This window comes from Flavobacterium sp. LS1P28 (assembly GCF_003970335.1).
Lineage (GTDB): Bacteria > Bacteroidota > Bacteroidia > Flavobacteriales > Flavobacteriaceae > Flavobacterium.
The window spans coordinates 1-24966 of sequence record NZ_RYDI01000020.1 but is presented as its reverse complement, the minus strand read 5'-3'; the positions used below and the strand labels follow the sequence as shown (position 1 = coordinate 24966).

The 24966-nt window shown below is 33.5% G+C and carries 25 protein-coding genes and 1 pseudogene; 22 read left to right on the top strand and 4 right to left on the bottom strand.

Features of this window, described 5'->3' with window-relative positions; genetic code table 11:
* Positions 1-151: 151 nt before the first annotated feature.
* From EKL97_RS13405 to EKL97_RS13315, 20 genes are all read left to right on the top strand, one after another.
* Positions 152-832, top strand: a complete 681-nt coding sequence (locus EKL97_RS13405; protein WP_126569047.1) for a GNAT family N-acetyltransferase — start codon at positions 152-154, stop codon at positions 830-832.
* Positions 833-1217: 385 nt separating this feature from the next.
* Positions 1218-1661, top strand: coding sequence for a ubiquinol-cytochrome c reductase iron-sulfur subunit (locus tag EKL97_RS13400; protein WP_126561512.1), 444 nt, complete (start codon positions 1218-1220; stop codon positions 1659-1661).
* A gap of 250 nt (positions 1662-1911) precedes the next feature.
* The gene (locus tag EKL97_RS13395; RefSeq protein ID WP_126569046.1) at positions 1912-2346 is read left to right on the top strand and encodes a thioredoxin family protein; all 435 of its coding nucleotides are present in this window, start codon (positions 1912-1914) and stop codon (positions 2344-2346) included.
* Positions 2346-3329, top strand: a complete 984-nt coding sequence (locus EKL97_RS13390) for an FAD:protein FMN transferase (RefSeq protein ID WP_126459289.1) — start codon at positions 2346-2348, stop codon at positions 3327-3329. The genes EKL97_RS13395 and EKL97_RS13390 overlap by 1 nt, the downstream gene beginning before the upstream one ends.
* A 15-nt stretch (positions 3330-3344) precedes the next feature.
* Positions 3345-3557: a DUF4266 domain-containing protein gene (locus EKL97_RS13385; protein ID WP_126451655.1), complete on the top strand. Its 213-nt coding sequence runs from the start codon at positions 3345-3347 to the stop codon at positions 3555-3557.
* 43 nt (positions 3558-3600) lie between these two features.
* Positions 3601-5043: a DUF3570 domain-containing protein gene (locus EKL97_RS13380; protein WP_126569045.1), complete on the top strand. Its 1443-nt coding sequence runs from the start codon at positions 3601-3603 to the stop codon at positions 5041-5043.
* A gap of 652 nt (positions 5044-5695) precedes the next feature.
* Complete coding sequence (gene hisG, locus EKL97_RS13375; RefSeq protein ID WP_126569044.1) at positions 5696-6553, top strand: ATP phosphoribosyltransferase; 858 nt, start codon at positions 5696-5698, stop codon at positions 6551-6553.
* A gap of 73 nt (positions 6554-6626) precedes the next feature.
* Positions 6627-7919: a histidinol dehydrogenase gene (gene hisD / locus EKL97_RS13370; RefSeq protein WP_126569043.1), complete on the top strand. Its 1293-nt coding sequence runs from the start codon at positions 6627-6629 to the stop codon at positions 7917-7919.
* Positions 7909-8958, top strand: a complete 1050-nt coding sequence (gene hisC, locus EKL97_RS13365) for a histidinol-phosphate transaminase (protein WP_126563694.1) — start codon at positions 7909-7911, stop codon at positions 8956-8958. Before hisD ends, hisC begins: the two co-directional genes overlap by 11 nt.
* A gap of 24 nt (positions 8959-8982) precedes the next feature.
* Complete coding sequence (hisB, locus tag EKL97_RS13360) at positions 8983-10119, top strand: bifunctional histidinol-phosphatase/imidazoleglycerol-phosphate dehydratase HisB (RefSeq protein ID WP_126569042.1); 1137 nt, start codon at positions 8983-8985, stop codon at positions 10117-10119.
* 81 nt (positions 10120-10200) lie between these two features.
* Entirely contained in the window at positions 10201-10788 is a 588-nt protein-coding gene (hisH, locus tag EKL97_RS13355) for an imidazole glycerol phosphate synthase subunit HisH (RefSeq protein ID WP_126563696.1), read from the top strand.
* A 99-nt stretch (positions 10789-10887) separates the two neighbouring features.
* Complete coding sequence (locus tag EKL97_RS13350) at positions 10888-11670, top strand: HisA/HisF-related TIM barrel protein (RefSeq protein WP_126553405.1); 783 nt, start codon at positions 10888-10890, stop codon at positions 11668-11670.
* A gap of 98 nt (positions 11671-11768) precedes the next feature.
* A complete protein-coding gene (gene hisF, locus EKL97_RS13345; protein WP_126553403.1) occupies positions 11769-12524 on the top strand; it encodes an imidazole glycerol phosphate synthase subunit HisF in 756 nt (251 codons plus the stop codon).
* A gap of 83 nt (positions 12525-12607) precedes the next feature.
* On the top strand, positions 12608-13213 hold the full coding sequence (gene hisIE, locus EKL97_RS13340; protein ID WP_126451645.1) for a bifunctional phosphoribosyl-AMP cyclohydrolase/phosphoribosyl-ATP diphosphatase HisIE: 606 nt from the start codon (positions 12608-12610) through the stop codon (positions 13211-13213).
* A 121-nt stretch (positions 13214-13334) separates the two neighbouring features.
* Positions 13335-14159 carry an alpha/beta hydrolase gene (locus EKL97_RS13335; protein WP_233588592.1) on the top strand — a complete coding sequence of 275 codons (825 nt, stop codon included), beginning with the start codon at positions 13335-13337 and terminating at the stop codon, positions 14157-14159.
* Positions 14160-14193: 34 nt separating this feature from the next.
* The gene (locus tag EKL97_RS15910; protein WP_233588591.1) at positions 14194-14481 is read left to right on the top strand and encodes a hypothetical protein; all 288 of its coding nucleotides are present in this window, start codon (positions 14194-14196) and stop codon (positions 14479-14481) included.
* Positions 14482-14576: 95 nt separating this feature from the next.
* Positions 14577-16010: a leucyl aminopeptidase family protein gene (locus EKL97_RS13330; RefSeq protein ID WP_126569041.1), complete on the top strand. Its 1434-nt coding sequence runs from the start codon at positions 14577-14579 to the stop codon at positions 16008-16010.
* A gap of 3 nt (positions 16011-16013) precedes the next feature.
* Entirely contained in the window at positions 16014-17228 is a 1215-nt protein-coding gene (locus tag EKL97_RS13325; RefSeq protein WP_126569040.1) for an acetyl-CoA carboxylase biotin carboxylase subunit family protein, read from the top strand.
* 146 nt (positions 17229-17374) lie between these two features.
* Positions 17375-18421 (top strand): alkaline phosphatase D family protein, encoded by a 1047-nt coding sequence (locus tag EKL97_RS13320; protein WP_126569039.1) that lies wholly within the window; start codon positions 17375-17377, stop codon positions 18419-18421.
* A 59-nt stretch (positions 18422-18480) separates the two neighbouring features.
* Positions 18481-20136 (top strand): M1 family metallopeptidase, encoded by a 1656-nt coding sequence (locus EKL97_RS13315; RefSeq protein ID WP_126569038.1) that lies wholly within the window; start codon positions 18481-18483, stop codon positions 20134-20136.
* 44 nt (positions 20137-20180) lie between these two features.
* On the opposite strand, the gene EKL97_RS13310 is transcribed toward EKL97_RS13315, so the two are convergent.
* Positions 20181-21017 carry an AraC family transcriptional regulator gene (locus EKL97_RS13310; protein WP_126451640.1) on the bottom strand — a complete coding sequence of 279 codons (837 nt, stop codon included), beginning with the start codon at positions 21015-21017 and terminating at the stop codon, positions 20181-20183.
* A gap of 155 nt (positions 21018-21172) precedes the next feature.
* Between EKL97_RS13310 and EKL97_RS13305 the strand changes: the two genes are divergently transcribed.
* Positions 21173-22168, top strand: coding sequence for a phytanoyl-CoA dioxygenase family protein (locus EKL97_RS13305; RefSeq protein ID WP_126569037.1), 996 nt, complete (start codon positions 21173-21175; stop codon positions 22166-22168).
* A gap of 91 nt (positions 22169-22259) precedes the next feature.
* A pseudogene (locus EKL97_RS13300) lies at positions 22260-22439 on the top strand (adenine phosphoribosyltransferase); the annotation flags it as partial.
* Here EKL97_RS13300 and EKL97_RS13295 read toward each other — a convergent pair.
* The 3 genes from EKL97_RS13295 to EKL97_RS13285 form a co-directional block, all read right to left on the bottom strand.
* Complete coding sequence (locus EKL97_RS13295) at positions 22436-22576, bottom strand: SsrA-binding protein (RefSeq protein WP_091170625.1); 141 nt, start codon at positions 22574-22576, stop codon at positions 22436-22438. The pseudogene EKL97_RS13300 and the gene EKL97_RS13295 overlap by 4 nt on opposite strands.
* Positions 22577-22655: 79 nt before the next feature.
* Entirely contained in the window at positions 22656-24329 is a 1674-nt protein-coding gene (locus EKL97_RS13290; RefSeq protein ID WP_126569036.1) for a M56 family metallopeptidase, read from the bottom strand.
* 23 nt (positions 24330-24352) lie between these two features.
* Positions 24353-24721 (bottom strand): BlaI/MecI/CopY family transcriptional regulator, encoded by a 369-nt coding sequence (locus tag EKL97_RS13285; RefSeq protein ID WP_126459340.1) that lies wholly within the window; start codon positions 24719-24721, stop codon positions 24353-24355.
* Positions 24722-24966: the final 245 nt, after the last annotated feature.

Below are 24966 nucleotides of genomic sequence, written 5' to 3'. Positions count from 1 at the left end.
GTACGGTTCTTAGAGCACTAATAATGAATTTTAATTTTTATATTGAAGGAACTAACATTACCCGCAAAAAGAGTGAAACATAAATACCGTTAATTTTAACGGATGAAAAAGTACGTAAAATTGATGATCAACTTTCAAAAACTAAATTATTATGAAAACACAAAACGATAAAAAATTAGATAATCCAGTTTGGTTTTCGTTATTAGAAACGCATCAAAATTTTGCTATGAATTCTGGCAATATAAAATTCTATCCTCCGGATTATTGCCCGTTTGGTGGTTTTGAAAAAGGCGATGCTATTGCTAAGTCTATCGATAAATACGCTGCAATGGTTGATAATTTCTTTATTGTTGGAGAAAAACCAGAATTTTCAAATCTATTGACGATTAATAAAGAATTGGTTTGCCTTCAAATGATTGTTTACAATCCAATCGACATTCTAATTAATGATCGAATCATACAACTGACTGACGAACATATTGATGCTTTATATGCGTTGGTAAATTTGGTGCAGCCAGGGTATTTTAAAAAGAAAACCGCTTTATTAGGCAATTATTATGGTATTTTCAAAAACAATAAACTTGTTGCCGTGAGTGGTGAGCGCATGCAAATGAATGATTTTATCGAAGTCAGCGCAGTAGTAACACATCCCAATCACACCGGAAAAGGATACGCCAAACAATTAGTTGCCCATACAGTAAATGAAATTTTTAACCAAAATAAAATACCTTATTTACATGTAATTGAACACAATAGCACAGCCATAACACTCTATCAAAAACTGGGTTTTACAATCAGGCAAAAAATTAGTTTTTGGTATATTACCAGGTAAACTTGTGGATTGAGAACAATTTTGTAAATCCTGAAAATGCACTAGCTGAGTCCAACTCAAAATCTGGGCAACAATAACTTAAAAAAAAATCATCATAAAAGAGTTTTTTTTAAATGATTATAAGTAGCAAGAAAGATATATTGTCGCAATTATTAAAAAGAGTTTTTGCCACAGATTGTAAGGATTAAAAAGATTTTTAAAATTACATAACGAATTAATCTGTGAATCTGTGGCAGTTATTTAGTTACTACCTCTGGGACTTTGCTCCGAGGTAGTTTATTAAAAAAGGACTAAAAACTAAGTACTTAAAATAATATTTTTCAATAAAAAACTAAACTTGAGTTTTTTACGTAACTATTATTATTAGAAACTAATATCAATAATTATGACTAGAAAAGAATTTTTTTCCAGAGTAGGATTTGGAGCAGCAACAGTTTTACTACCTGCTTGTATTGCTGGCATGGCCGTGAGTTGTAGCTCTGATGATACAAATTCAGGTTCATCAGGTACCACCACCCCGACACCTTCAGCAAGTTCAAATTTCACAGTTGATGTAAGCATGGGGACTTTAGCTAAAAACGGAGGTTTTTTAGTAACCCAAGGAATAATTATCGCTAGAACCAACGCAGGTGATTTTCTAGCAGTCTCTGCTGCATGCCCTCATGAGGGAGTTATTGTTAATTATGATGAAGCAGGTAACAAATTTGTTTGTCCAAGACATAATTCTCAATTTACCAGTAAGGGAGTAGTTACAATTGGGCCTGCAGTGTCTAATTTAAAAGAGTACAAGACTTCATTAGCAGGAACAGCACTGACTGTTTTTGTGTAATAAAATTAAAACAAAGAGCTATAAGTAAGTCGAAAGTTTAAAAGTCTTAAAGTCAAAAGAATTAACTTTAAGTAAAACAGCTTTAAATCAGATTTTTACATGATTTTATCCTGATTTTAAAATACGACATTATACCATGGTTATTACTTAAGTCTCTTATTGTTAAATTAATTCTGTCTTAATTTTGTTCTCTGCTAAATTGTTGTTTAGGGAAAACAAATACTTTTATAGAGATAAAAACAACCCTAAAATGAAAAAACACACCCTGATTTTGTTTCTTTTCTTAGGAACATTTGGTTATTCTCAAAATTGGGAATCTGATTTTAATGATGCAAAAATAAAAGCAATCAAAGAAAACAAAAATATCCTTCTTGTGTTTTCAGGATCTGATTGGTGTGCGCCTTGTATTAAACTAGAAAATACAATCTGGAAGTCAGAAGATTTTAAAAATGAGGCAGAGCAAAAATGGGTCATATACAAAGCTGATTTTCCTAAGAAAAAAGCAAATTTACTGGCTGCTAATTTAACAGCTAGCAATAAAAAATTAGCTGAGCAGTACAACAAATCTGGAAATTTCCCTTTAGTGCTGTTACTGGATAAAACAGGGACCGTATTAGGAATTACTGGTTACAAAAATGTGACTCCGCAAGAATACATTCAAATCATTCATTCCTTTGAGAAATAATGAAAAAAATACTCGTACTCAGTTTTATATTCACAACGGCATTAGCGACTTCTCAAATTACGCATAAGAGAAAGTTGTTTATGTTAGGGAGTCCTTTTGAGGTTACCGCTGTTGCAAGTGATACTATTAAGGCCAACGAATATATTGATTTGGCTGTAGCCGAAGTAAAACGAATTGAGTATTTAATCTCCGATTGGATTCCAACAACGCAAATCTCCGAAATCAATCGCAATGCAGGAATACAGCCAGTAAAAGTGGATGCTGAAGTTTTTGAATTGGTCGAAAGAGCCATTAAAATCTCCCAAATTACCAATGGTGCTTTTGATATTTCGTATGCTTCCATGGACAAAATATGGAAATTTGATGGTTCCATGAAAGTAATGCCAACCGATGAAGCCATAAAAAAATCAGTCGCAAAAATTGGGTATAAAAATATTATTCTAAACCAGAAAGAACAGACTATTTTTCTAAAATCAGAAGGAATGAAATTAGGTTTGGGCGGCATTGGACAAGGCTATATTGCTGATAAAGTAAAAGATTTATTGTTTTCTAAAGGCTGTCTTTCCGGAATTATAAACGTCTCGGGAGATATTAATGCCTGGGGGAAACAACCGGACGGAAAACCTTGGACTGTAGGAATAGTAAACCCTTTGAACAAGAATAAAATTTTTGCCACGTTCCCAATAGAAGACAGTGCGGTGGAAACTTCCGGCAGTTATGAAAAATATGTGATTTTTAACGGTATTCGTTATTCGCATATTATTGATCCCAGAACGGGGTATCCGGCAAATGGTGTGGTCAGTGTCTCTGTTTTTTCCAAGCAGACTGAAATCGCTGATGCGTTGGCCACAGGAATTTTTGTACTTGGAGTAGAAGTAGGCTTGGATTTAGTAAATCAAATTAAAGGGATTGAATGTATTATTGTTGACGATAAAGGAAAAATTCACTCTTCAAATGGAATTGATATCAAAAAATATAATTAATAACAAAATGCACTCATGAAACATAAAATAGCCTTTGTATTTTTTACACTTTTGATTTTGCAATCGTGCAGTTCCATAAAAGAATACGAAAAAGAGAAAATAACTGATCCTGATATGAAGCTTTCTGCCCGAACAGCGGAACGGTATGAAACGTCTTTTCAAGTATATCGTGAAGCTGCTGGCGGAGCCAATGGTGGAAAATCAGGTGGCGGCTGTGGTTGCAATTAATTTAAAGCATCAATTCAGATTGTAAATTCCAATCCATTAGAAAATGAAAATAAAAATTTTATCTCTTTTTATCTTAATCACTGTAACTGCTTTTTCTCAAGAAAATAGTAAAGAACCCGTTTTTAAAAAAAGAGTGTTAGAAAGTACAGAAGTGGACTTTCTAGCGAGTTATTACGAGCAAGATGGATCAAGATCAGCTGTTTCTGGGGGTATTGGTTCAGAGAAACTTACAGATGTCGCTTCTAATATTGTGGTGGCAATGCCGTTGAATGAGGATGATGTCTTGACTATTGATTTAGGAATATCAGCCTATTCATCAGCTTCGTCCAGTAATATAAATCCATTTAATTCTACGGGTGCTTCTGGCAGCAGAGGCGCTAATGATCCAACAGCAGGCAGTAAAGCGGCGGCTACGGGACCCAGTGGAACGCCTTGGCAAGCTTCATCTGGTGCTTCAAGAAGTGATGAGTTAGTATCCGTTGTTGCTAATTACAGTCATAGTAGCGATTCCAGGAATTTTATTTGGAATACAGATGTTTCTTTTTCAAATGAATATGATTACACTTCAGTTGGTTTTGGTGGCGGAATCACTGGTCTTTTTAATGAAAAAAACACAGAATTGAGTTTGAAAGTAAATGCATATATAGATCAATGGAGACCTATTTATCCAACAGAGTTGCACGAATATTCATTGTATGGTTCAAATTTTTTAAATCAAGGCTATTTTTTTGGTGTATCAGTTTTGGATCAGAACGGTGTATCCTCAACAGATTACTTGCCGTCTGCATTTAAACCGGTTACTACTGTTAACAGAAATTCATTTTCAGCTTCTGTAGGGTTTTCTCAGGTTTTGACTAAGAAATTACAAGTTTCCGTTTTCTTTGATGTATTGCAACAACAAGGATTATTGTCTTCTCCTTACCACCGAATTTATTTTGCAGACAAAGCCAATTTTTACATTGGACAAGCGCAATACATTAGCAATTACGAAAGTCCAAGCAACACCGGAGTTTACAAATTAGCAGATGATATCGAAAGATTACCGGATTCTCGTTTTAAACTTCCCGTTGGAGCGCGTTTGAATTATTACATCAATGACCGATTTATAGTACGAACCTATTATCGTTTTTATTCAGATAACTGGGACATACAATCGCATACCGCCAGTATTGAACTTCCTGTGAAATTGTCCGATAAGTTTACTGTTTTTCCCATGTACCGCTATTATACACAAGCGGGTTCTAAATATTATGCGCCTTATGAAACGCATTTGTCAACAGAAAAATTTTATACTTCAGATGCTGATTTAGCCACATTTGATGCCAATCAATACGGTTTTGGAGTTAATTATACAGATATTTTTTCTGCAGGGAAAATTTGGAAATTTGGCTTAAAAAATATTGATTTTAGATTCAATCATTACAAACGAAGTGATAATTTGACGGCTAATATTGCTACCATTGCTTTCAAATTTGTAATGCAATAAACCCTAAATTTACAAAAAATAATAAAGATGCATATATTAATTCTTTTCAACTGCACTATTTTTATTCAGAGACCGAAAACGGAATCAAGACCAAAATACATATTACACTCATTTGTAAATGGTTGAAAACAAAATTCTAATTATCGGAACCTTTTTCGGAATTGGAATTTTGATAGCTGGAATGTTTTTAAAGAAAGATTCGTTAAAAAATACGGCGTATATTTTGTTTGTGATAGTGTCAATTTTTGTCAATAAAAGTAGGAAATTCTGGGGATGAAATTCGTCATACAGAAATTAGTGAAGACAGCGCTGTTTCTGCACCCGTGAATGAGAATACAGCTGTGAAAAAAGAATATAATAAAAAAAAAGAATAATATTCATTTAACAAAAATTAGCATTTAAGTTAAAATAAAAATTGCTTTCTAAAGAATTTAACTCGTATATTTGCAAAAGAATTAAAATAAAGCAGACAAAAATGTTTACAAATCAATTGCATCATCATCATTTTCATTATTGCTCTCAAGCGATGTGTTAATGGTATGTGTGTAAATCATCATATTCTAAAAACCCGTTTGAGTACATCAAACGGGTTTTTTATTACCCCATATTTGTACTCAATCAAAATATTTTAAACAAAAAAACAAAAAACAAAATGAGTACATTAAAAATTGCAATTCAAAAATCAGGGCGTTTAAACGAAGACAGCATTCAAATTCTAAAAGATGCAGGCATTTCAATTGATAACGGAATCGACCAATTAAAAGCAGAAGCATCCAATTTTCCTTTAGAAGTTTTGTATTTAAGAAATTCGGATATTCCTCAATATCTGATTGATGGAGTTGTGGATATTGCTATTGTGGGCGATAATTTATTAGTTGAAAAAGGCGGAGATATTGAAGTAATTCAAAAATTAGGTTTTTCAAAATGTAAAGTATCTGTTGCTGTACCAAAAGCATTTGATTACAAATCCGTTCAGGATTTAGATGGTATGCGTATTGCAACTTCTTACCCTAAAACAGTGCTTGATTTTTTTAATTCGAAAGGTGTAAATGTCGATATTCACCAGATCTCAGGTTCGGTTGAAATAGCTCCAAACATTGGTTTAGCTGATGCTATTGTGGATATTGTTTCCAGTGGAAGTACATTATTTAAAAATAATCTAAAAGAGGTTGAAGTTATTTTTAAAAGTGAAGCGGTGTTGGCTGTTTCTCCAAAAGTAAGTCCTGAATCTCAAAAAATAATAGACACTTTAAAATTCAGAATTGAATCTGTTTTAAGAGCAAGAAAATCGAAGTATATCTTGATGAATGTGCCAAATGACAAAATTGATGCTGTTGGAAAAATTCTTCCGGTATTACGAAGTTTAACCGTTTTGCCTTTGGCACAAGAAGGATGGAGCAGCGTACACTCGGTAATCGACAAAGATACTTTCTGGGATGTGATTGATCAATTGAAAGAAGCTGGAGCTGAAGGAATTTTAGTTTGTCCAATTGAGAAAATGGTTTTGTAGAATTATGAATGATATGATTTAAAAGTAAAATCTTTCAATTTTTAAATCATTTAATCTTTGAATAAAATTAAAAATGAATAAAATATTCAATCCAAAACCCGAAAGCTGGGCTTCCATTTTAGAAAGACCTACAAAAACGGTTGATGATATAGAAGCAACAGTAAAAGAAATTTTTAAGGAAGTACAAAAGAAAGGTGATCTTTCTGTTGCAAAATACACTTCGCTTTTTGATGGTGCAATTATCGAAAATTTAGCAGTTTCTAAAGCAGAAATTGACGAGGCTATTGCTTCCATTTCTGCCGACTTAAAAGAAGCAATTTCACTTGCAAAGTCAAACATTAAAAAATTCCATACTGCTCAAAAAACAGAAAGAGTAACTGTAGAAACTATTGAAGGAGTAAATTGTTGGCAGGAAAAAAGACCCATTCAAAAAATTGGATTGTATGTTCCAGGAGGAACTGCACCTTTATTTTCCACAGTCTTAATGCTTGCTGTTCCTGCAGAAATTGCAGGCTGTAACGAAATTGTTTTGTGTTCCCCTCCCGATAAAAATGGAGCTATAAATCCCGCAATATTGTATGCTGCAAATTTATGTGGTGTGACTAAAATATTAAAAGTAGGAGGTATTCAAGCAATTGCCGGAATGACTTTTGGTACGGAAACGATCCCTAAAGTGTATAAAATTTTTGGACCAGGAAATCAATATGTAACGGTAGCCAAGCAACTCGCAACTCAGTTTGGCGTAGCAATTGATATGCCGGCCGGTCCATCAGAATTATTGATTGTGGCTGATGATACAGCAGTTCCAGCTTTTGTAGCATCAGATTTATTATCTCAAGCGGAACACGGAGCGGACAGTCAGGTAATTTTAGTTTCTACTTCCAGAAAGTTAATTGAGGCTGTTGAGGCTGAAATCCAAATCCAAATAAAAGCGTTGCCAAGAAAAGCGATTGCTGAAAAAGCGATTGCTAATTCTAAATTAATTTTTGTCGAAAATGATAAAATTGCTTTGGATTTAATCAATGAATATGGACCAGAACACTTTATCATTTGTTCAGAATTTGATGATTTTTACAGTAATGGCGTTCAAAATGCGGGTTCTGTATTCATAGGAAATTATACACCTGAAAGTGCCGGTGATTATGCTTCAGGAACGAATCACACCTTGCCAACCAACGGTTACGCCAAGAATTATAGCGGTGTAAATCTGGATAGTTTTACTAAAGCAATGACTTTTCAAAAAATATCCCAAAAAGGCATACAAAATATCGGGAAAGCTATTGAAATCATGGCAGAAGCGGAGGGATTGCAAGCGCACAAAAATGCAGTTACATTACGATTAAAAGCGATTGAAAATGAAAAATAATTTCGATATAAATAATTTGGTTAGAGAAAACGTAAAGCAATTGAAACCGTATTCTTCAGCTCGTGATGAATTTGAAGGTTTTGATACTGCAGATATGATTTTTCTTGATGCCAATGAAAATCCGTTTGAAAATGGTGTAAATCGGTATCCAGATCCACAACAAGTTAGTGTAAAAGAGGTTTTGGCTAAACTAAGAAATGTCAAAACAAATCAAATCTTACTTGGTAACGGAAGTGATGAAGTGTTGGATTTGTTATTCAGAGCTTTTTGTGAACCAAAAACAGATAACGTAATCACTTTGCCACCAACATACGGAATGTATGGTGTTTTGGCGAATATCAATGCAGTAGAGAACAAAGAAGTGTTGCTTTCAGAAGATTTTCAGCCGCAAATGGAGAAAATCATGGAAGCTGTTGATGCAACCACTAAAATCATCTTTTTATGTTCACCAAATAATCCAACCGGAAATTCTTTTTCGGATGAAAGTGTGGCGTATATTCTTCAAAATTTTAAGGGGTTGGTAGTAATTGATGAAGCGTATATTGACTTTTCAAAAAAAGAAAGTTGGATTAATGAATTAGACGAATATCCAAATTTGGTAATTACTCAAACACTATCAAAAGCGTACGGTTTGGCAGGAATCAGATTGGGAATTTGTTATGCATCTGCGGAAGTAATTTCGGTTTTGAATAAAATAAAACCACCATATAATGTGAATGAACTGACTCAGAAAAGAGCTTTGGAACGATTAGACAAGCTGGAAAAGATAAAATCTGAAATTGAATCTATTATAGCACAAAGAGAGGAATTACTTAAAGCGTTACTTGATGTTAATTTTGTCGAAAAAATTTATCCTACAGAAGCCAATTTTATTTTGGTAAAAGTGGATGATGCCAATAAAAGATACGATCAATTGATTGCAAAAGGAATTGTAATTCGGAACCGAACCACCCAACCACTTTGTGAAAATACATTGCGTTTAACTGTTGGAACAACACAAGAAAACATGAAATTAATTGAGGTGTTAAAACAACTTTAAACCTTAAACCTTAAACTTTTTTTAATGAAAAAAATACTTTTTATAGATCGTGATGGAACAATGGTTTTAGAACCAAATGATTACCAATTAGACAGTTTTGAAAAATTAGAATTTTATCCAAACGCTTTTCAATATTTGGGAAAAATTGCTGCAGAATTAGATTTTGAACTCGTTATGGTGACCAATCAAGACGGTTTGGGAACTGATTCGCATCCGGAAGCTAACTTTTGGCCCGTGCATAATTTAATTATGAAAGCGTTTGAAAATGAAGGCGTTATTTTCAAAGAGGTATTAATTGATAAAACATTTCCGCACGAAAATGCTCCAACGCGCAAACCTGCATTAGGTTTGTTGACAAAATACATTGATAATCCGGAGTATGATTTAACAAATTCATTTGTAATTGGGGATCGAATTACCGATGTAGAATTAGCTAAAAACTTGGGTTCAAAAGCAATTTTTATTAATACAGACGAGGCTTTAGGAGGCGACGAAATTGCTTCAAAAAGAGAGGAATTAGATTCCGTTATTGCTTTGCAAACTACCGATTGGAAAGTAATTTATGAGTTTTTGAAATTAGAAGAACGCTCCGCTTCAATAAAAAGAAAAACAAATGAAACGGATATTTACATCAACGTAAACCTTGATGGAACTGGAAAAAGTCAAATTGAAACTGGAATTGCTTTTTTTGATCACATGCTCGACCAAATTGCGCGTCACGGACAAATGGATCTAGAAATTCTTGTAAAAGGTGATTTGGAAGTAGACGAACACCACACAATTGAAGATACAGCAATTGCACTTGGAGAAGTTTTTGCGAAAGCATTAGGAAATAAATTAGGAATAGAACGTTACGGTTTTTGTTTGCCAATGGACGACTGTTTAGCGCAAGTAGCTATTGATTTTGGAGGCAGAAATTGGCTGGTTTGGGAAGCCGAATTCAAACGGGAGATGGTGGGGAAAATGCCAACAGAGATGTTTTATCATTTCTTCAAATCTTTCTCCGATGGAGCGAAAGCCAACATCAATATAAAGGCAGAAGGAACGAACGAACATCACAAGATTGAAGCTATTTTTAAAGCTTTTGCCAAAGCAATAAAAGTAGCCGTAAAGCGCGATACGGAAAAGATGATTTTGCCAAGTACGAAGGGGATGCTTTAATTTAGTCGAAAGACAAAAGTCTTAAAGTGCTCCGGCATTGACTTTATGACTTTTGACTTTACAACATTAAGACCAATATAAATGAAAATAGTAATCATAAATTACGGTGCAGGCAATATTCAAAGTATTATGTTTGCCATCGAAAGATTGGGATTCAAAGCTGTTTTGAGCAATAATCCGGACGAAATTAAAGCAGCAGACAAAGTTATTTTTCCAGGCGTTGGAGAAGCAAGTTCAGCAATGAAAATGCTTTTAGAAAGTGGTTTAGACACTTTGATTCCAACCTTGAAACAACCTGTTTTGGGAATATGTTTGGGAATGCAACTGATGTGCAACAAATCGGAGGAAGGGAATACCAAAGGTTTGGGAATTTTTGATATTGATGTGATTAAATTCACGCCAAAAGTAAAAGTACCACAAATGGGGTGGAACCAAATTTACAACTTGAAATCAGATTTATTCAAAGGAATTGCAGAGAACGAATACATGTACTTGGTCCATAGTTTTTATGCTCCTATTTGTACAGAAACCATTGCTACAACTAATTACGAGCTAGAATATTCCTCAGCATTGGAAAATGAAAATTTTTATGGAACTCAATTTCATCCCGAAAAAAGTGGTGATGTTGGAGAACAAATTTTGGGTAATTTCTTAAAATTAAAGGATTGAAAAATTCAAAGATTGAAAAATTAGAGAATCAAATAGTTCTTTAATTAACATTCCCAATCTTTAAATAATTCAATTTTTAAATCTTTAAATTAAAAATAAATGAGAATAATACCCGCAATAGACATCATTGATGGAAAATGTGTTCGCTTGTCAAAAGGCGATTACAATACTAAAATTATATACAATGAAAATCCGCTTGAAGTGGCCAAATCATTTGAAGCTCACGGTATAGAATACCTGCACCTGGTTGATTTAGACGGAGCAAAGTCAAGCCAAATTGTGAATTATAAAATATTAGAGCAAATAGCTTCTAAAACCAAATTGAAAATTGATTTTGGTGGTGGATTAAAATCCGATTCTGATTTGAAAATTGCTTTTGAAAGTGGTGCCAATCAAATTACCGGCGGAAGTATAGCCGTTAAAAATAGAGAACTATTCGAAAAATGGATTGCAGAATACGGTGCTGATAAAATTATTTTGGGAGCAGATGCCAACAATGAAAAAGTAGCCGTTTCGGGTTGGTTAGAAGATTCTAATGAAGAATTGATTCCCTTTATACAAGAGTATCAAAATAAGGGAATTCAGTATGTAATTTGTACCGATATTGCCAAAGACGGTATGCTTGAAGGACCATCCTTTGATTTATATAAAAAAATTATTAATCAATGCACTGTCACTTCGAGCGCGTCATCTCGAGCGCAGTCGAGAGGCGAGAAGTTGGCGGAATCCAATGGCATAAAATTAATTGCTTCGGGAGGAATTTCTACTTTTGACGAATTACCAAAACTAGCCGAATTAGGCTGTGAAGGAACAATAATTGGTAAGGCAATTTATGAAGGACGAATTTCCTTGAAACAATTAGAAAAATATATAATAAAATAGATTGTTTCACAAAGACACACAAAGATGACACTAAGATTCACCAAGAATTTTGTGAATCTTAGTGAAACTTCGTGAATCTCTGTGTAATAAAAACAATAATGCTTACAAAAAGAATTATTCCCTGTCTCGACATTAAAAACGGAAGAACCGTAAAAGGTATTAATTTTGTGGACTTGCGTGACGCAGGAGATCCAGTGGAATTAGCTAAAATATATTCAGATGAAGGTGCGGATGAATTGGTCTTTCTAGATATTTCTGCCACGGAAGAAAGAAGAAAAACCTTAGTTGATTTGGTTCGTAAAGTCGCTTCCACGATTAATATTCCATTTACTGTTGGTGGTGGAATTTCCTCCGTTGAAGATGTTGAAATTTTGTTGCAAAACGGGGCGGATAAAGTTTCTATTAATTCTTCAGCGGTCAAAAACCCGCAGTTGATTAATGATTTGGCACAAAAATTTGGCAGTCAATGTGTAGTGGTTGCAATTGATGCCAAACAAATTGACGGGCAATGGATTGTTCATTTAGTAGGAGGAAAAGTGCCTACCGAATTGAATTTGTTTGATTGGGCCAAAGAAGTGGAAGAACGTGGTGCAGGTGAAATCTTATTCACGTCAATGGACAATGACGGAACTAAAAACGGTTTTGCAAACGAAGCTTTGGCAACACTTTCGGAATTAGTTAATATCCCTATAATTGCTTCTGGTGGTGCGGGAAACATACAGCATTTTGTGGACACTTTTCTGGGAGGAAAAGCAGACGCAGCATTGGCCGCAAGTGTATTTCATTTTAAAGAAATTGAAATCAAAACATTAAAAACAGCCCTTAAAAATAATAATATCGAAGTTAGGATATAGAAACAGATAATAGAATAAAGAGAAAAGAAAATCGGATTAGATAATCTTTCAATCTTTAATTTTTCAATCTTTAAATTAAAAACATGAACATAGATTTCTCAAAAAACACAGACGGATTAATTCCAGCAATCATTCAAGACAGTGAAACCAAAACGGTTTTGATGTTGGGTTATATGAATGCCGAAGCGTATCAAAAAACGATAGACACTAAAAAAGTAACCTTTTACAGTCGAAGTAAGCAAAGGCTTTGGACAAAAGGCGAGGAAAGTGGCAATTTTCTAAATCTGATTGACATCAAAAACGACTGTGATAATGATACGCTATTGATTCAGGTAAAACCAGAAGGGCCAACATGTCATAAAGGTACAGATACATGCTGGGCTGACGAAAACAAAGCAGATTATGGCTTTATTTCGGATTTAGAAGATACAATCCAACTTCGAAGAGAAAATGCAGATTCAGAAAAAAGTTACGTTGCTTCTTTATTCAAATTAGGGATGAACAAAATTGCCCAAAAAGTAGGTGAGGAAGCGATTGAAGTGGTTATTGAAGCCAAAGATGACAATGATGATTTGTTTTTGAGTGAAAGTGCTGATTTACTTTTTCATTATCTTATCTTATTGCAAGCCAAAGGGTTTAAGTTAGATGATGTGGTAACAGTTTTAAAAAGCCGTCAGAAGAAAAATTAGCATACTTACTTTTTATACATAAAACCCAATAGAAAATTCATTTGCTATTGGGTTTTCTTTTTTCTTTTATTTCCAATAGCAATCCACTATATTTACTTTTATTTTAAAATTAAAGCAGCACATGCAAGTAATGAATTCAGACAATACCACCTTTAATCCTGATGCAAACAATTTTATACTAAATACTGGACTACACATAATTCTAACTACTGATGAAGATGACGCTCGGCCGGTTTATATTTCAGGGAATTTTAATAATTGGCGCACACAGGACAACGAATTTCTGATGGAGAAGATAGGGAACCGTTCGTATCATTACAAATTCCCACATGATTTTGATTATCCAGAGATGCTTTTGTATAAATTTACGAAAGGAGATTGGAGCGATGTTGAGATTAACAGTCATGGGAATCGTACCGAAAATCGCTCTACATTAGCACATACTGGCATTCAAAAAGAACACGTTGAGAGATGGAGAAAAAACTGGTTGCCTTTTAAACAATCTTTTTTACCTCAAGTGCAATTGATTTCGGATGAATTTGAAATTCCCCAACTCAATAAAACCAGGAAAATATGGGCGTTATTACCCCATGATTATGACAAATCGAGTGAAAGTTATCCGGTTATGTATTTGCAGGATGCTCAAAATTTATTCAATGAATCAGCTGAATTTGGCAATTGGGAAATTGATAAAAAACTGGCAGTTATGTCAGAATATAAAATCGGAAAAATTATAATTATTGCTATTGAACACGCCGAAGAAGATCGCATCAAAGAATACAATGTAGGGAAAACTGTTCTAGGAAAGGGACAAGGCAAGAAATACATTCGCTTTGTGACTGATACATTAAAACCCTACGTAGATCGCAATTTTAGAACCAAAAAAGAACGGGAATTCACCGGAATTGGAGGAAGCTCAATGGGTGGATTAGTTAGTATTTTTTAGTGGATTAAGAAATCCTGAAGTGTATGGGAAATTAATGATTTTTTCGCCCTCGCTTTGGGTCGTTCCTGAATTAAAAATCAATACTGAAAAAGCTAATTCAGCAGATACAAAAATCTATTTATATGCCGGTGGCGATGAAAGTATAACGATGATTGAACATATCAAAAGTTTTAAAGATAGTTTGATTTCAAGTGAATTTGTAAAAGAAAAATCGAATATTAATTTAAGTATTAACAAGCAGGGAAAACATAGCGAAACCTACTGGAGTGACGAGTTTCCAAAAGCAATTGAATGGTTGTTTTTTAATGAAAAAGAAGTGTAGAGATGCGATTTATCGCGTCTATTACAGAGTATAGATAAAAAAACGACATTAATGTTGAATTTCATCCAATAACAACAGCCATAAAAAAAGAATAAATGAGAACAAGTACAATAACAAATTCAGATGATTTTTCAGGTACAATTTTAATTCCGGTTTTTGAAACCTATTCAAAAAGTATTGTTCCCATTACATTTAATGGATTGGAAATTGCTTCCAAAGTTTTTTTTGGTAAAAAAGACACACACTATTTGGCCGAAAAAAATGATAATACGTATGTTTTTATTGGCTTGGGAAAAACGATAGATTATAAATCGTTAAAAACTATTTTTCGCCGTATTTCATCGAAACAAAAAGAAAATTTAAGTTTGAGTGTAGCTTTAGTTATACCAGAACAATTTACTGAGGATCAGGTTGAAACTATGATTTCAGGATTGTTTTTGGGAACGTATGATTTAGGTCATTTTAAATCGGAGAAAAGCGTACATCCTTTTTTAGAACCAGATTTTAGCTTGAGTTTATTATCTGAAAAAGAGCATTTGGCTACAGCCAAAAAAGGAATTAAAATTGCCAAAGCGCAACTAGCAACCTATGATTTAGTCGATTTGCCTCCGAATACAATTAATCCAAAATACTTGTCGAATTGGGCTAAAGAGACTGGGCAGAAATATGGGTTTGACGTAGAAGTTCTCGGTTATGAAGCTTCTAAAATTGCAGGTCTTGGCGCTTTTTTAGCCGTAGGAAAAGGAAGCGAGAATGAACCTCAATTTATCATTATGAAGTATACTCCTGTTGTTGAAGTAAAACACCTAAAACATGTTGGATTGGTGGGGAAAGGAATCACCTTTGATACTGGTGGATTAAATATAAAAACGGCAGGAATGGTCCACATGAAGTGTGATATGGCTGGTGGTGCGGCAGTATTTGGGGCGATGCAACTTATAGCCGATTTACAATTGCCAGTCAAAGTAACTGCTATTGTTCCTTGTGCCGAAAACTCGGTTGACAGCAAGTCCTTTTTACCTAGTGATGTAATTCACAGTTACAGTGGACATTCAATAGAAATAATTGATACTGATGCAGAAGGCAGACTCATTTTAGCCGATGGATTATCGTATTTGATTAAAAATTTCAAACCGGAATATATTGTGGATATCGCCACACTTACTGGAAGCAGCGTGGGTACTTTTGGGTATGAATGTGGTGCTTTGTTTACCAACAATGCAGAAATGGCTAAGAAATTGCAAGAAAACGGAGATGCAATAGGAGAGCGTTTGTGGCCTTTACCGCTTTGGGATATTTACAAATCAGACATAGAAAGTGATATTGCCGATGTGAAAAATTATAGCGGAAAACCAGTTGCCGGAGCCATAAGTGCCGCCAAATTTTTAGAATATTTCACCCAAGAACACAACGCTTGGGCGCATCTTGATGTAGCTGGAGTGGCATTTGGTGAGGATGAATTTGCTAAAAGTAAGCATGCAACAGCGTATGGTGTTCATTTATTAACTAAATTCATAGAAAATTTATAACCTATGGAAAACGCTAAAACCTTTCTTTGTATTTCAAATTATTTCAAAGGTGCCGATTTTTTAATTAATTTAAAAAAATTAGGCAACAAAGTCTATTTAGTGACAAGCGAAAAACTCAGAGACAAGCCATGGCCACACCAACATATTGATGAGATTTTTTATATGAAAGGCCAAGATGTCGATTGGAATTTAGAACATCTGTTATTAGGTGTTGGTAATTTTATGAAAACTACTAAAGTAGATGCCATTGTTGCGTTAGACGATTATGATGTAGAAAAAGCCACGTATCTAAGGGAAAACCTCCGTATTGATGGGATGGGACAAACTACGGGACGTTATTTTAGAGATAAATTAGCGATGCGAATGAGAGCCAAAAGTTGTGGAATTTCTATTCCTGCTTTTTGTTCTTTGTTTAATGACCATGACATCAATACTTTTGCAGATGCTATTCCTGCTCCATGGGTTTTGAAACCACGTTCCGAAGCTTCTGCAACAGGAATTATAAAAATAGAGGACAAAGAGCGTTTGTGGATCCATATTAATGAAATGGGGAATAACAGATTCAAATATCTATTGGAACAATTCAAACCTGGTGATGTGTATCATTGTGACAGTTTGATTTCGGATAGCAAAGTAATCTTCAGTTTGACTTCTAGATATTTAGCTACACCAATGGAAATATCTCAAGGTGGCGGCGTTTTCCGTTCGGCAAATAGTAAATACAAATCAGAGGATGATATTGCGATAAAAAAATTAAATGAACAAGTGATGAAAGGTTTTGGGTTGAAACATGGAGCCGCTCATACAGAGTTCATCAAAAGTAATGAAGATGGACAGATTTATTTCTTGGAAACTTCTTCACGAGTAGGAGGAGCGCATTTGGCCGAAATGGTTGCTGAAGCTTCGAATATTAATTTATGGAAAGAGTGGGCGGCAATTGAAGACGCTTTGGTCAAAGGAACGAAGTACAGTTTACCAAAAGTAAAAAAAGGATATGCCGGAATCGTTTTGACTTTAACAAAATTCCAGCATCCTAATTTATCTTCGTTTTCAGACCCGGAAGTTTGCTTTAGAATACCCTTAGAATATCATGCAGGACTTATTGTCAAATCAGATAATCAAGAAAGAATTTTAGAATTGCTAGAGGAGTATGGCAAACGTTTAGCCAATGATTTTACTGCTGTAGTAGAACAAAGCAAAGTAACCCACCTGCATTAATTTTTGTGTTTTAATCTAATAAAAAAGCGACTATTTTAATTGGATAGTCGCTTTTTTATTAATCTTTACTTAAAGTTCAATTGAGCATATTAGTATACCTTAGCAACAAATTTTTTTAAATTAAATAGATTTTATAATACCTTCACATGAAAAAAATACTTTTTATTTTTAGCTTTTTTGCCCTTATTAGTTGTAAAATTCAGAATACACAACAGGTACTTGAAACTAATAAACCTACTCAAAACACTTACTTTACGATTGCTTTTGGTTCCTGCGACAATCAAAAGATTAAAAATGAACTTTGGCCAGCGATAGACAAAAATCATCCTTCCGTTTGGATTTGGGGAGGAGATAATGTGTACTCGGATACAGAAGATATGCAGTTTCTTAAAAATAATTATGAAATTCAAAAACAAGACGCGGATTATCTAACTTTTATTAAAGATAAAATAGTTTTAGGAACTTGGGATGATCACGATTATGGAGCAAATGACGCTGGGGAAGAATATCCCTTTAAAAGAAAAAGCCAACAGTTATTATTGGATTTTTTAGGCACTTCAAAGAACGCTTCTGAGCGAAAAAGAGACGGAGTTTATACTGCTAAAACTATTGAGGTAAATGGAAATAAAATAAAAGTCATTGTATTGGACTCTCGCTTTTTTAGAACGGCACTGACTAAAGCCACCGATTTAAAAAAACGTTTTCAACCTAATACAGCAGGTGAAGGAACGGTGTTAGGAAATGCACAATGGAAATGGTTGGAAAATGAACTTCAAACTTCTGAGGCACAATTTAATGTTATTGTCAGCAGCATTCAATTTTTATCAAATAAACATGGTTTTGAAGCTTGGGGAAATTTTCCCCATGAAATTGAAAAACTAGAGCAATTGATTGTTTCAACGAAAGCAAAAGGTACCTTTATAATTTCTGGTGACCGCCATATTGCTACTTTTTCTTCCAAAAAAGTTCGCGGATTGTCGTATCCTTTAGTCGATTTTACTTCGAGTGGACTAACCCATACCTATGCTTCTTTTTCTGGCGAAGAAAATCCTTATGTAAAAGGAGAAGTGATCAAAGATATTAATTTTGGGTTGCTGAAGTTTGATTTTGAAAACAATAAGGTGATCATGGAAATTCGTGGAAAAGAAAATACGCTGTTGCAAGAATATGTCCAAATCTATCCTGGAAAATAAATTCCAGGAAGTTTAATTATAGAGTTTTAAAGTTTATTTTTGTCTAAAGTAAATTCACCATGAAAAAACAATTCAGTCTTATTTTGATCTCTTTCCTTATTTTTAATGGTGTAAATGCGCAAGGACTTTTGGAAAAAAAAGAGGAAATATTTACCAGACAAGATACTTTGCGCGGCAGCATCACCAAAGAAAGAGCGTGGTGGGATGTAAAACAGTACCATCTTGATATTAAAGTAAATCCTGCTGACAGTACTATTTCAGGTTCCAATACAATAAAATATCAAGTCGTTCAGGAATACAATAGTATGCAAATTGATTTGCAAAATCCTATGGAAATTTATAAAGTCATTCAGGATGGAGTAGCTTTAAAATATAGAAGAGAAGGAAATGCATTTTTTATTGAATTGATTGCATCTCAAACAAAAGGAGCCATAAAAAAGTTGACTGTTTTTTACGGAGGCAAACCTAAAGTTGCTGTAAATCCGCCATGGGATGGAGGAATTACTTGGAAAAAAGATGCTAATGGGAATTCTTTTATTGCTTCTTCTTGTCAGGGATTGGGTGCGAGTGTTTGGTGGCCAAACAAAGATCACATGTATGACGAAGTGGAAAATATGCTGATCAGTGTAAATGTTCCTGAAAATTTGACAAATGTATCTAACGGTCGTCTGATCAGTGTTAAGCAATTAAAGGACGGAACCAAAACCTATAATTGGTATGTCTCAAATCCTATCAATAATTATGGTGTAAACATAAATATAGGAGATTATGTTTCGTTTTCAGAAAAATATAAAGGAGAAAAAGGCGATTTAGACTGTACCTATTATGTTTTGAGAGACAATTTAGCGAAAGCCAAAAAACAATTTCAGGATGTTCCAAAGATGTTGAAAGCTTTTGAGCACTGGTTTGGACCATATCCTTTTTATGAAGACAGTTACAAGTTAGTTGAAGCTCCGTATTTAGGAATGGAACATCAAAGTTCAGTGACCTACGGAAATAAATTTCAAAATGGTTATTTAGGAAGGGATTTAAGCGGAACGGGTTGGGGATTAAAATTTGATTTTATCATTATCCATGAATCCGGACATGAATGGTTCGCCAATAATATTACGTACAAAGATATTGCTGATATGTGGATTCATGAGAGTTTTACAAACTATTCTGAAAGCCTTTTTGTAGAATATTATTATGGGAAAGAAGCTGGATTTGAATATATCCGAGGGACCAGAAAGGGAATAAACAATGATAAGCCGATTATAGGAAACTACGGTGTAAACAAAGAAGGATCTGGTGATATGTATCCAAAAGGAGGGAATATGCTACATACTTTACGCCAAATTGTAAATGATGATGAAAAATGGAGAAAAATATTAAGAGGTTTGAACAGTACTTTTTACCATCAAACGGTATCGACTAAACAAATTGAAGATTATTTAAGTCAGCAAGTTGGAATCGATTTAGCTACCTTTTTTAATCAGTATTTAAGAGATACCAGAATTCCTACAGTAGAATATTTTTTCAAGGATAATCAATTAGGATATCGCTGGACAAATTGTGTGTCAGGTTTTAACATGCCTGTTAAAGTTACGCTGAATGGCAATGAAGAATTGCTACAACCAGAGACAGAATGGCAACGTGTTTCTGTAAATACTGAAAATTCAAAATTGGAAATAGATAAAAACTTTTATGTAGCCAGTTTTAATATTACGGAATAAATTACAAAAGGTATGTTTCTGAAATTTAGGAAACATACCTTTTTTTATCTTTTCTTAAACTGTATCGGATTTTCACCCACTACTTTTTTGAAAATTCTATTAAAATATGACAGACTTTCAAAACCACACTCAAAGCACGTTTCTGTTACATTTTTATCAGTTTTTAAAAGTATTTTAGCTTGTTCTATTCGATACTGATTTAAAAATTCAGTAAAAGTCAATCGTGTCATTTTTTTAAAATAACGACAAAAAGCGGCTTTGGATAAGTGAGTCAAAAGGGAGATTTCTTCAATAGAAACGGTCCTTTGATAGTTTTCTTCGATAAATTTATGTACTACTTTTAATCGCACTTGTTCTTTGTTATTGTACAGATTTTCAAATGGTTTATCATGTAGCAGTGTTCTTTCATTTGCTGTTGCTAAAATCTGAAATATGGATAGCACTTCTATAAATTGTTCAAAATGTGATAAAAGATGAATTTTTTGAAGCCTTTTGCCAACTTCATCTTTTAGAGCCCCATGAAAACAAACCACCTTTTTAGAGTTCTCAAATAATTGATTAATGCTGGCTAGTTCAGGAGTGGTGATAAAGTCATTTTTGAAAAAATCTTCTTTTATCTGTAAAACTACTTTTTCATATTCGGTTTTAATTCCATAATCAAAATTCAAATGCGGAATATTAGAACCTATAAAAACCAAATCACTTCCTTCAAAATCCCCAATATGGTCACCTACGCGTCGTGTTCCATTTGGTGCTACAATGAAAGTCAATTCAAATTCAGGATGAAAATGCCAATAATAAAAATTATTCAATTTTGGATTGACCAATATTCTAAAGGAACTACCGGCTAATCTTTTTATATCCTCAAAAACTATTTTCATACCTCGTTACTGCTATAATTGTTCAATATAATACATATACTTGTCTAAAGTTACTAAAATAAATCAATATTGTACAAATAGCAGTACATTTTGTGAAAGTAATTAAGGTTCACTTTTTCTAATTTTGGGATAGTAATAACACGAAATAGATAACTATGGAAAAAAATAAGCAATCAAAGGTACCAACAATGGTTCCCACAATGGCACATAACAATGCCCACAAAGATATTCCGGGGAATCCATCGACAGCAAAATCCAGCACAACAAAATTAAATGATCGCTCTAATGGTAAACCGCTGCGTTTGCTTACTGAAGCCGATTGGAAGTTTTGGATTGAAAACGGATATATTGTAATAAAAAATGCTGTTCCGAAAGAAAACGCTAAAAAAATGGCCGATTTCCTGTGGGAATTTGAAGAGAAAAATCAAAACGATCCAGAAACTTGGTATGCGCCACCAAGAGCCGAAATGCAAATGAAAGAACTTACCAATAGCGGTATGGTTGAAGTGTACAATCATCAATACCAATGGGATAATCGACAAATGAAAAAAGTATACGATGCATTTGTAGATATTTGGGGAACGGAAAAATTATGGGTAACCATTGACCGAGCAAATCTAAATTTACCAGTCCGTCCGGATTTTGATTTCAAAGGATTCATACATTGGGATTATGATCCTGAAACAAAACCTCAAAACGTACAAGGAGTTCTCGCTTTGGCAGACCAAATGGATGAAAATATGGGAGGATTTCAATGTATTCCTGATTTATATCGAAATTATGATACTTGGAAACTGACACAACCGGAAGATAGAAATCGATTTCAACCGGATACCTCTGAATTTGAAGGCAAATTTGTTAAAGTAAAAATGGAAGCAGGAGATTTATTGATTTTTAACAGTTCACAACCGCATGGCATTCGCCCCAATATTACAAAAGATAAAGTGAGAATGGCACAATATATTTCTATGATGCCAGCGGAAGAAGAAAATGAAGAACTACGTCAATGGAGAGTGAATTCCTGGAAAGACAGAATTGCACCTGAAGGATATGCCTTTCCTGGAGATCCCCGTAAATGGGAACAAACCAAATATAAAACGGCAGCGCTTAGTGAATTGGGAAAAAAATTATTGGGAGCAGAGAAGTGGTAACAATAAAGTAGACTATGTTTTTATCGTAATTTAAAAAGTCTCTTGCTATAAATAATTTTATTATTGGCTGACATAATTTCTAATTTCAGAAGACCGAATTCTGATTCACGATGATGTTTTGGCCACCGAAGGAACGGCAAAAGTAGTTTGTGAATTGGTCAAAAGATTGGATAGAGAAATTGTACAATGCAATTTCCTAATGGAATTAGCTTTCTTGAATGGAAGGGCAAAAATCAAAGGAAATGAAATTTTTGCCGCAATTACGTATTAATCCAACGCACGTGTGGTTACGTAATATCTAAAACCAATAATCGCCATTTGCCATTTTTTGGCTTTAGCCAAATCCAATCGCTGTTTGGTGAAACTAGGTAAAATAACTTTGTTAATTTGGGCTAGGATTTTATACATATCATTTTGTTTAATGTAAAGATATAAAAAAAGACGGTCTTGATCTGGACCGTCTTTCTGGGTTTTTAAATGTTTAATTCTATTTTGATTTTTTATTGGAGGATTTTAATAAATCTACATTTCCTTTAGTGATAATTTCAATTGCACCATTTTCCCCACCATTACCATATTTCTCTTCAGCATTTATCTTTTTTAAAACAGTCATACTTTCAATTAAATTTTGATCTGTTTTGTTTAAATCATCCAGAGTGGTATTTGTTCTTTTACCATTGATGAATATAATTGGGTTTTTCAATTCTCTTTTCAAGTTTTTGGTTGTTATCTCAATAGCTCCATTTTTTCCTTCATCTCCATATTTTTCTTCGGCAGCTGATCCTTTTAAAACAGTCATAGTTTCAATTGAATTTTGATCCATTTTGTTTATAACTTCCATTACGAGGTTTGTTTTTTTGCCATTGATAAAAATAATTGGTTTTTCAGGACTATCATTTTTCAATATTTCTTCTGTTTTTATAGTCAGTATAGACGCTCTTCTTTTAGCTGTGTCAGTAACTATATCTATTTTTTTAGCTTTTTTCTTTAGATCAGCATTGAAAAAACCAATATTGACATTATTCAATTTATCTTTCTTATAAAAAAATACAAATCGATTAATAGGAGTGTTTCCTTCCCGTGTATATTCTTCTTTATTCCCTTTGTGATCATCATAAGAAGCACTAATATTTACAATTTCTCCTAACGAATTCCTTTTGATATTTGAGAATATTAAAGTAACATTATGTGTTTTTTGAACAATTTCACAATTTTCTCTAATTTCAATATCTGTAGTTGATTTGTCAGTATTAAATTTTGACATTTCGATAATTTCATCTATCTTAATTTTTTTCTCCTGAGCTATCACATTTACTTGGAAAAGCATCACAAATGCAACTAAAGCAGGAATAACGACTGCGTACTTCCAGGAATTCGATTTTTTTGATTGATTTTTGTTTAACATAACGATTCGTTTTTTGATTAATGATTGATAAAAATGATTGGTAATGGCAACACAATTCTCATGTGTTGTTATTTTTAAAAGCGTCAACTGATACGCTTTTTTGTCGGATATCTTTTTCGTGGCTTCGCTGTCAGCAATGAATTCCAAGTTTTGGATAATTGCTTTTTTATAAAACCAAATGAATGGATTAAACCAAAACACAATACAAAACAATCTTGAAATTAATACATCAACAGTATGATTTTGCTCACTATGAACTTTTTCGTGTTCTAAAATGTTTTCTAGTTCAGAGCTGCTGTACAAGGACGAATTGTAAACGATAGTATTAAAAAAAGAGAAAGGAGCGAGGTTGTCTTTTAAGTCTATAAATTTAAAATTCGCTTGACGTTTTATGGTTTTTCCTTTTACTATTTTTTGTAAACTGTAAAATTCAAAACCAAATTTAGTGAAAAGGCATAATGTGCCAATGCAGTACAGCACTGCTAATGCCAGAAAAATATATTCTTGCGTGTGGTCTTCATCAATAATTGTACTTATGGGCAATGATGACCAATCATAATTTATAGGAGTAGGTTCTACCCATATTGTTTTAGTAAAAACAACTAACGGCAAAAGAATGGAAGTGAATAATCCCAATAACAAAAACCAACGATTGCTTGTGAAAAAGGTTTCTTTTCGCAACATAAAATGATACGCCAAATAAAACAAGGCAATTAATCCGCTGGATTTGATGAGATAAATATAAAATACTTCCATAATTAATATTGTTAATCTAAAGTTTATATTTCCTCTTTATGACTTTCAATCATAGCCAAAATTTCCCGTAATTCAGCTGCAGATATTTTCTCTTCTTTGGCAAAATGCGATACCATATTTTTATATGAGCTGTTGAAATAATTATCAATAGCAGTATTCATGAATCGTTTTCTATAATCTTCTAAACTTATAATAGGAAAGTATTGGTGTGTGTTTCCAAAGGCATTGTGTGACACAAATCCTTTTTCTTCCAGATTGCGCACAATGGTTGAAAGTGTGTTATAATGGGGTTGATCTTCTGTGATTTCTGCAAGGACTTCTTTTACGAATGCTTTTTTGAGCTTCCATAAAATGTGCATGATTTCCTCTTCTTTGTTGGTTAACTTTTGCATAATTTTTTATTTAAACCAAACATACAACTATTTTTTTAGTTATCAAACTATAAATGTAGTTTTTTAACTATTTTTTTAGTTTTAACGTGTTTTTGCAGTTTTTTGGAAATTAATTATCCTTTTAATCAAAAATGTTATCATCACAAGGAGACTGCGTGAGGGGTAGAATGGATATGCAAATAAAAACTGCACATTAAGTTAAGCTACATTTTTGTAATTAATTTGATTGTTAAATTCTTCAATAG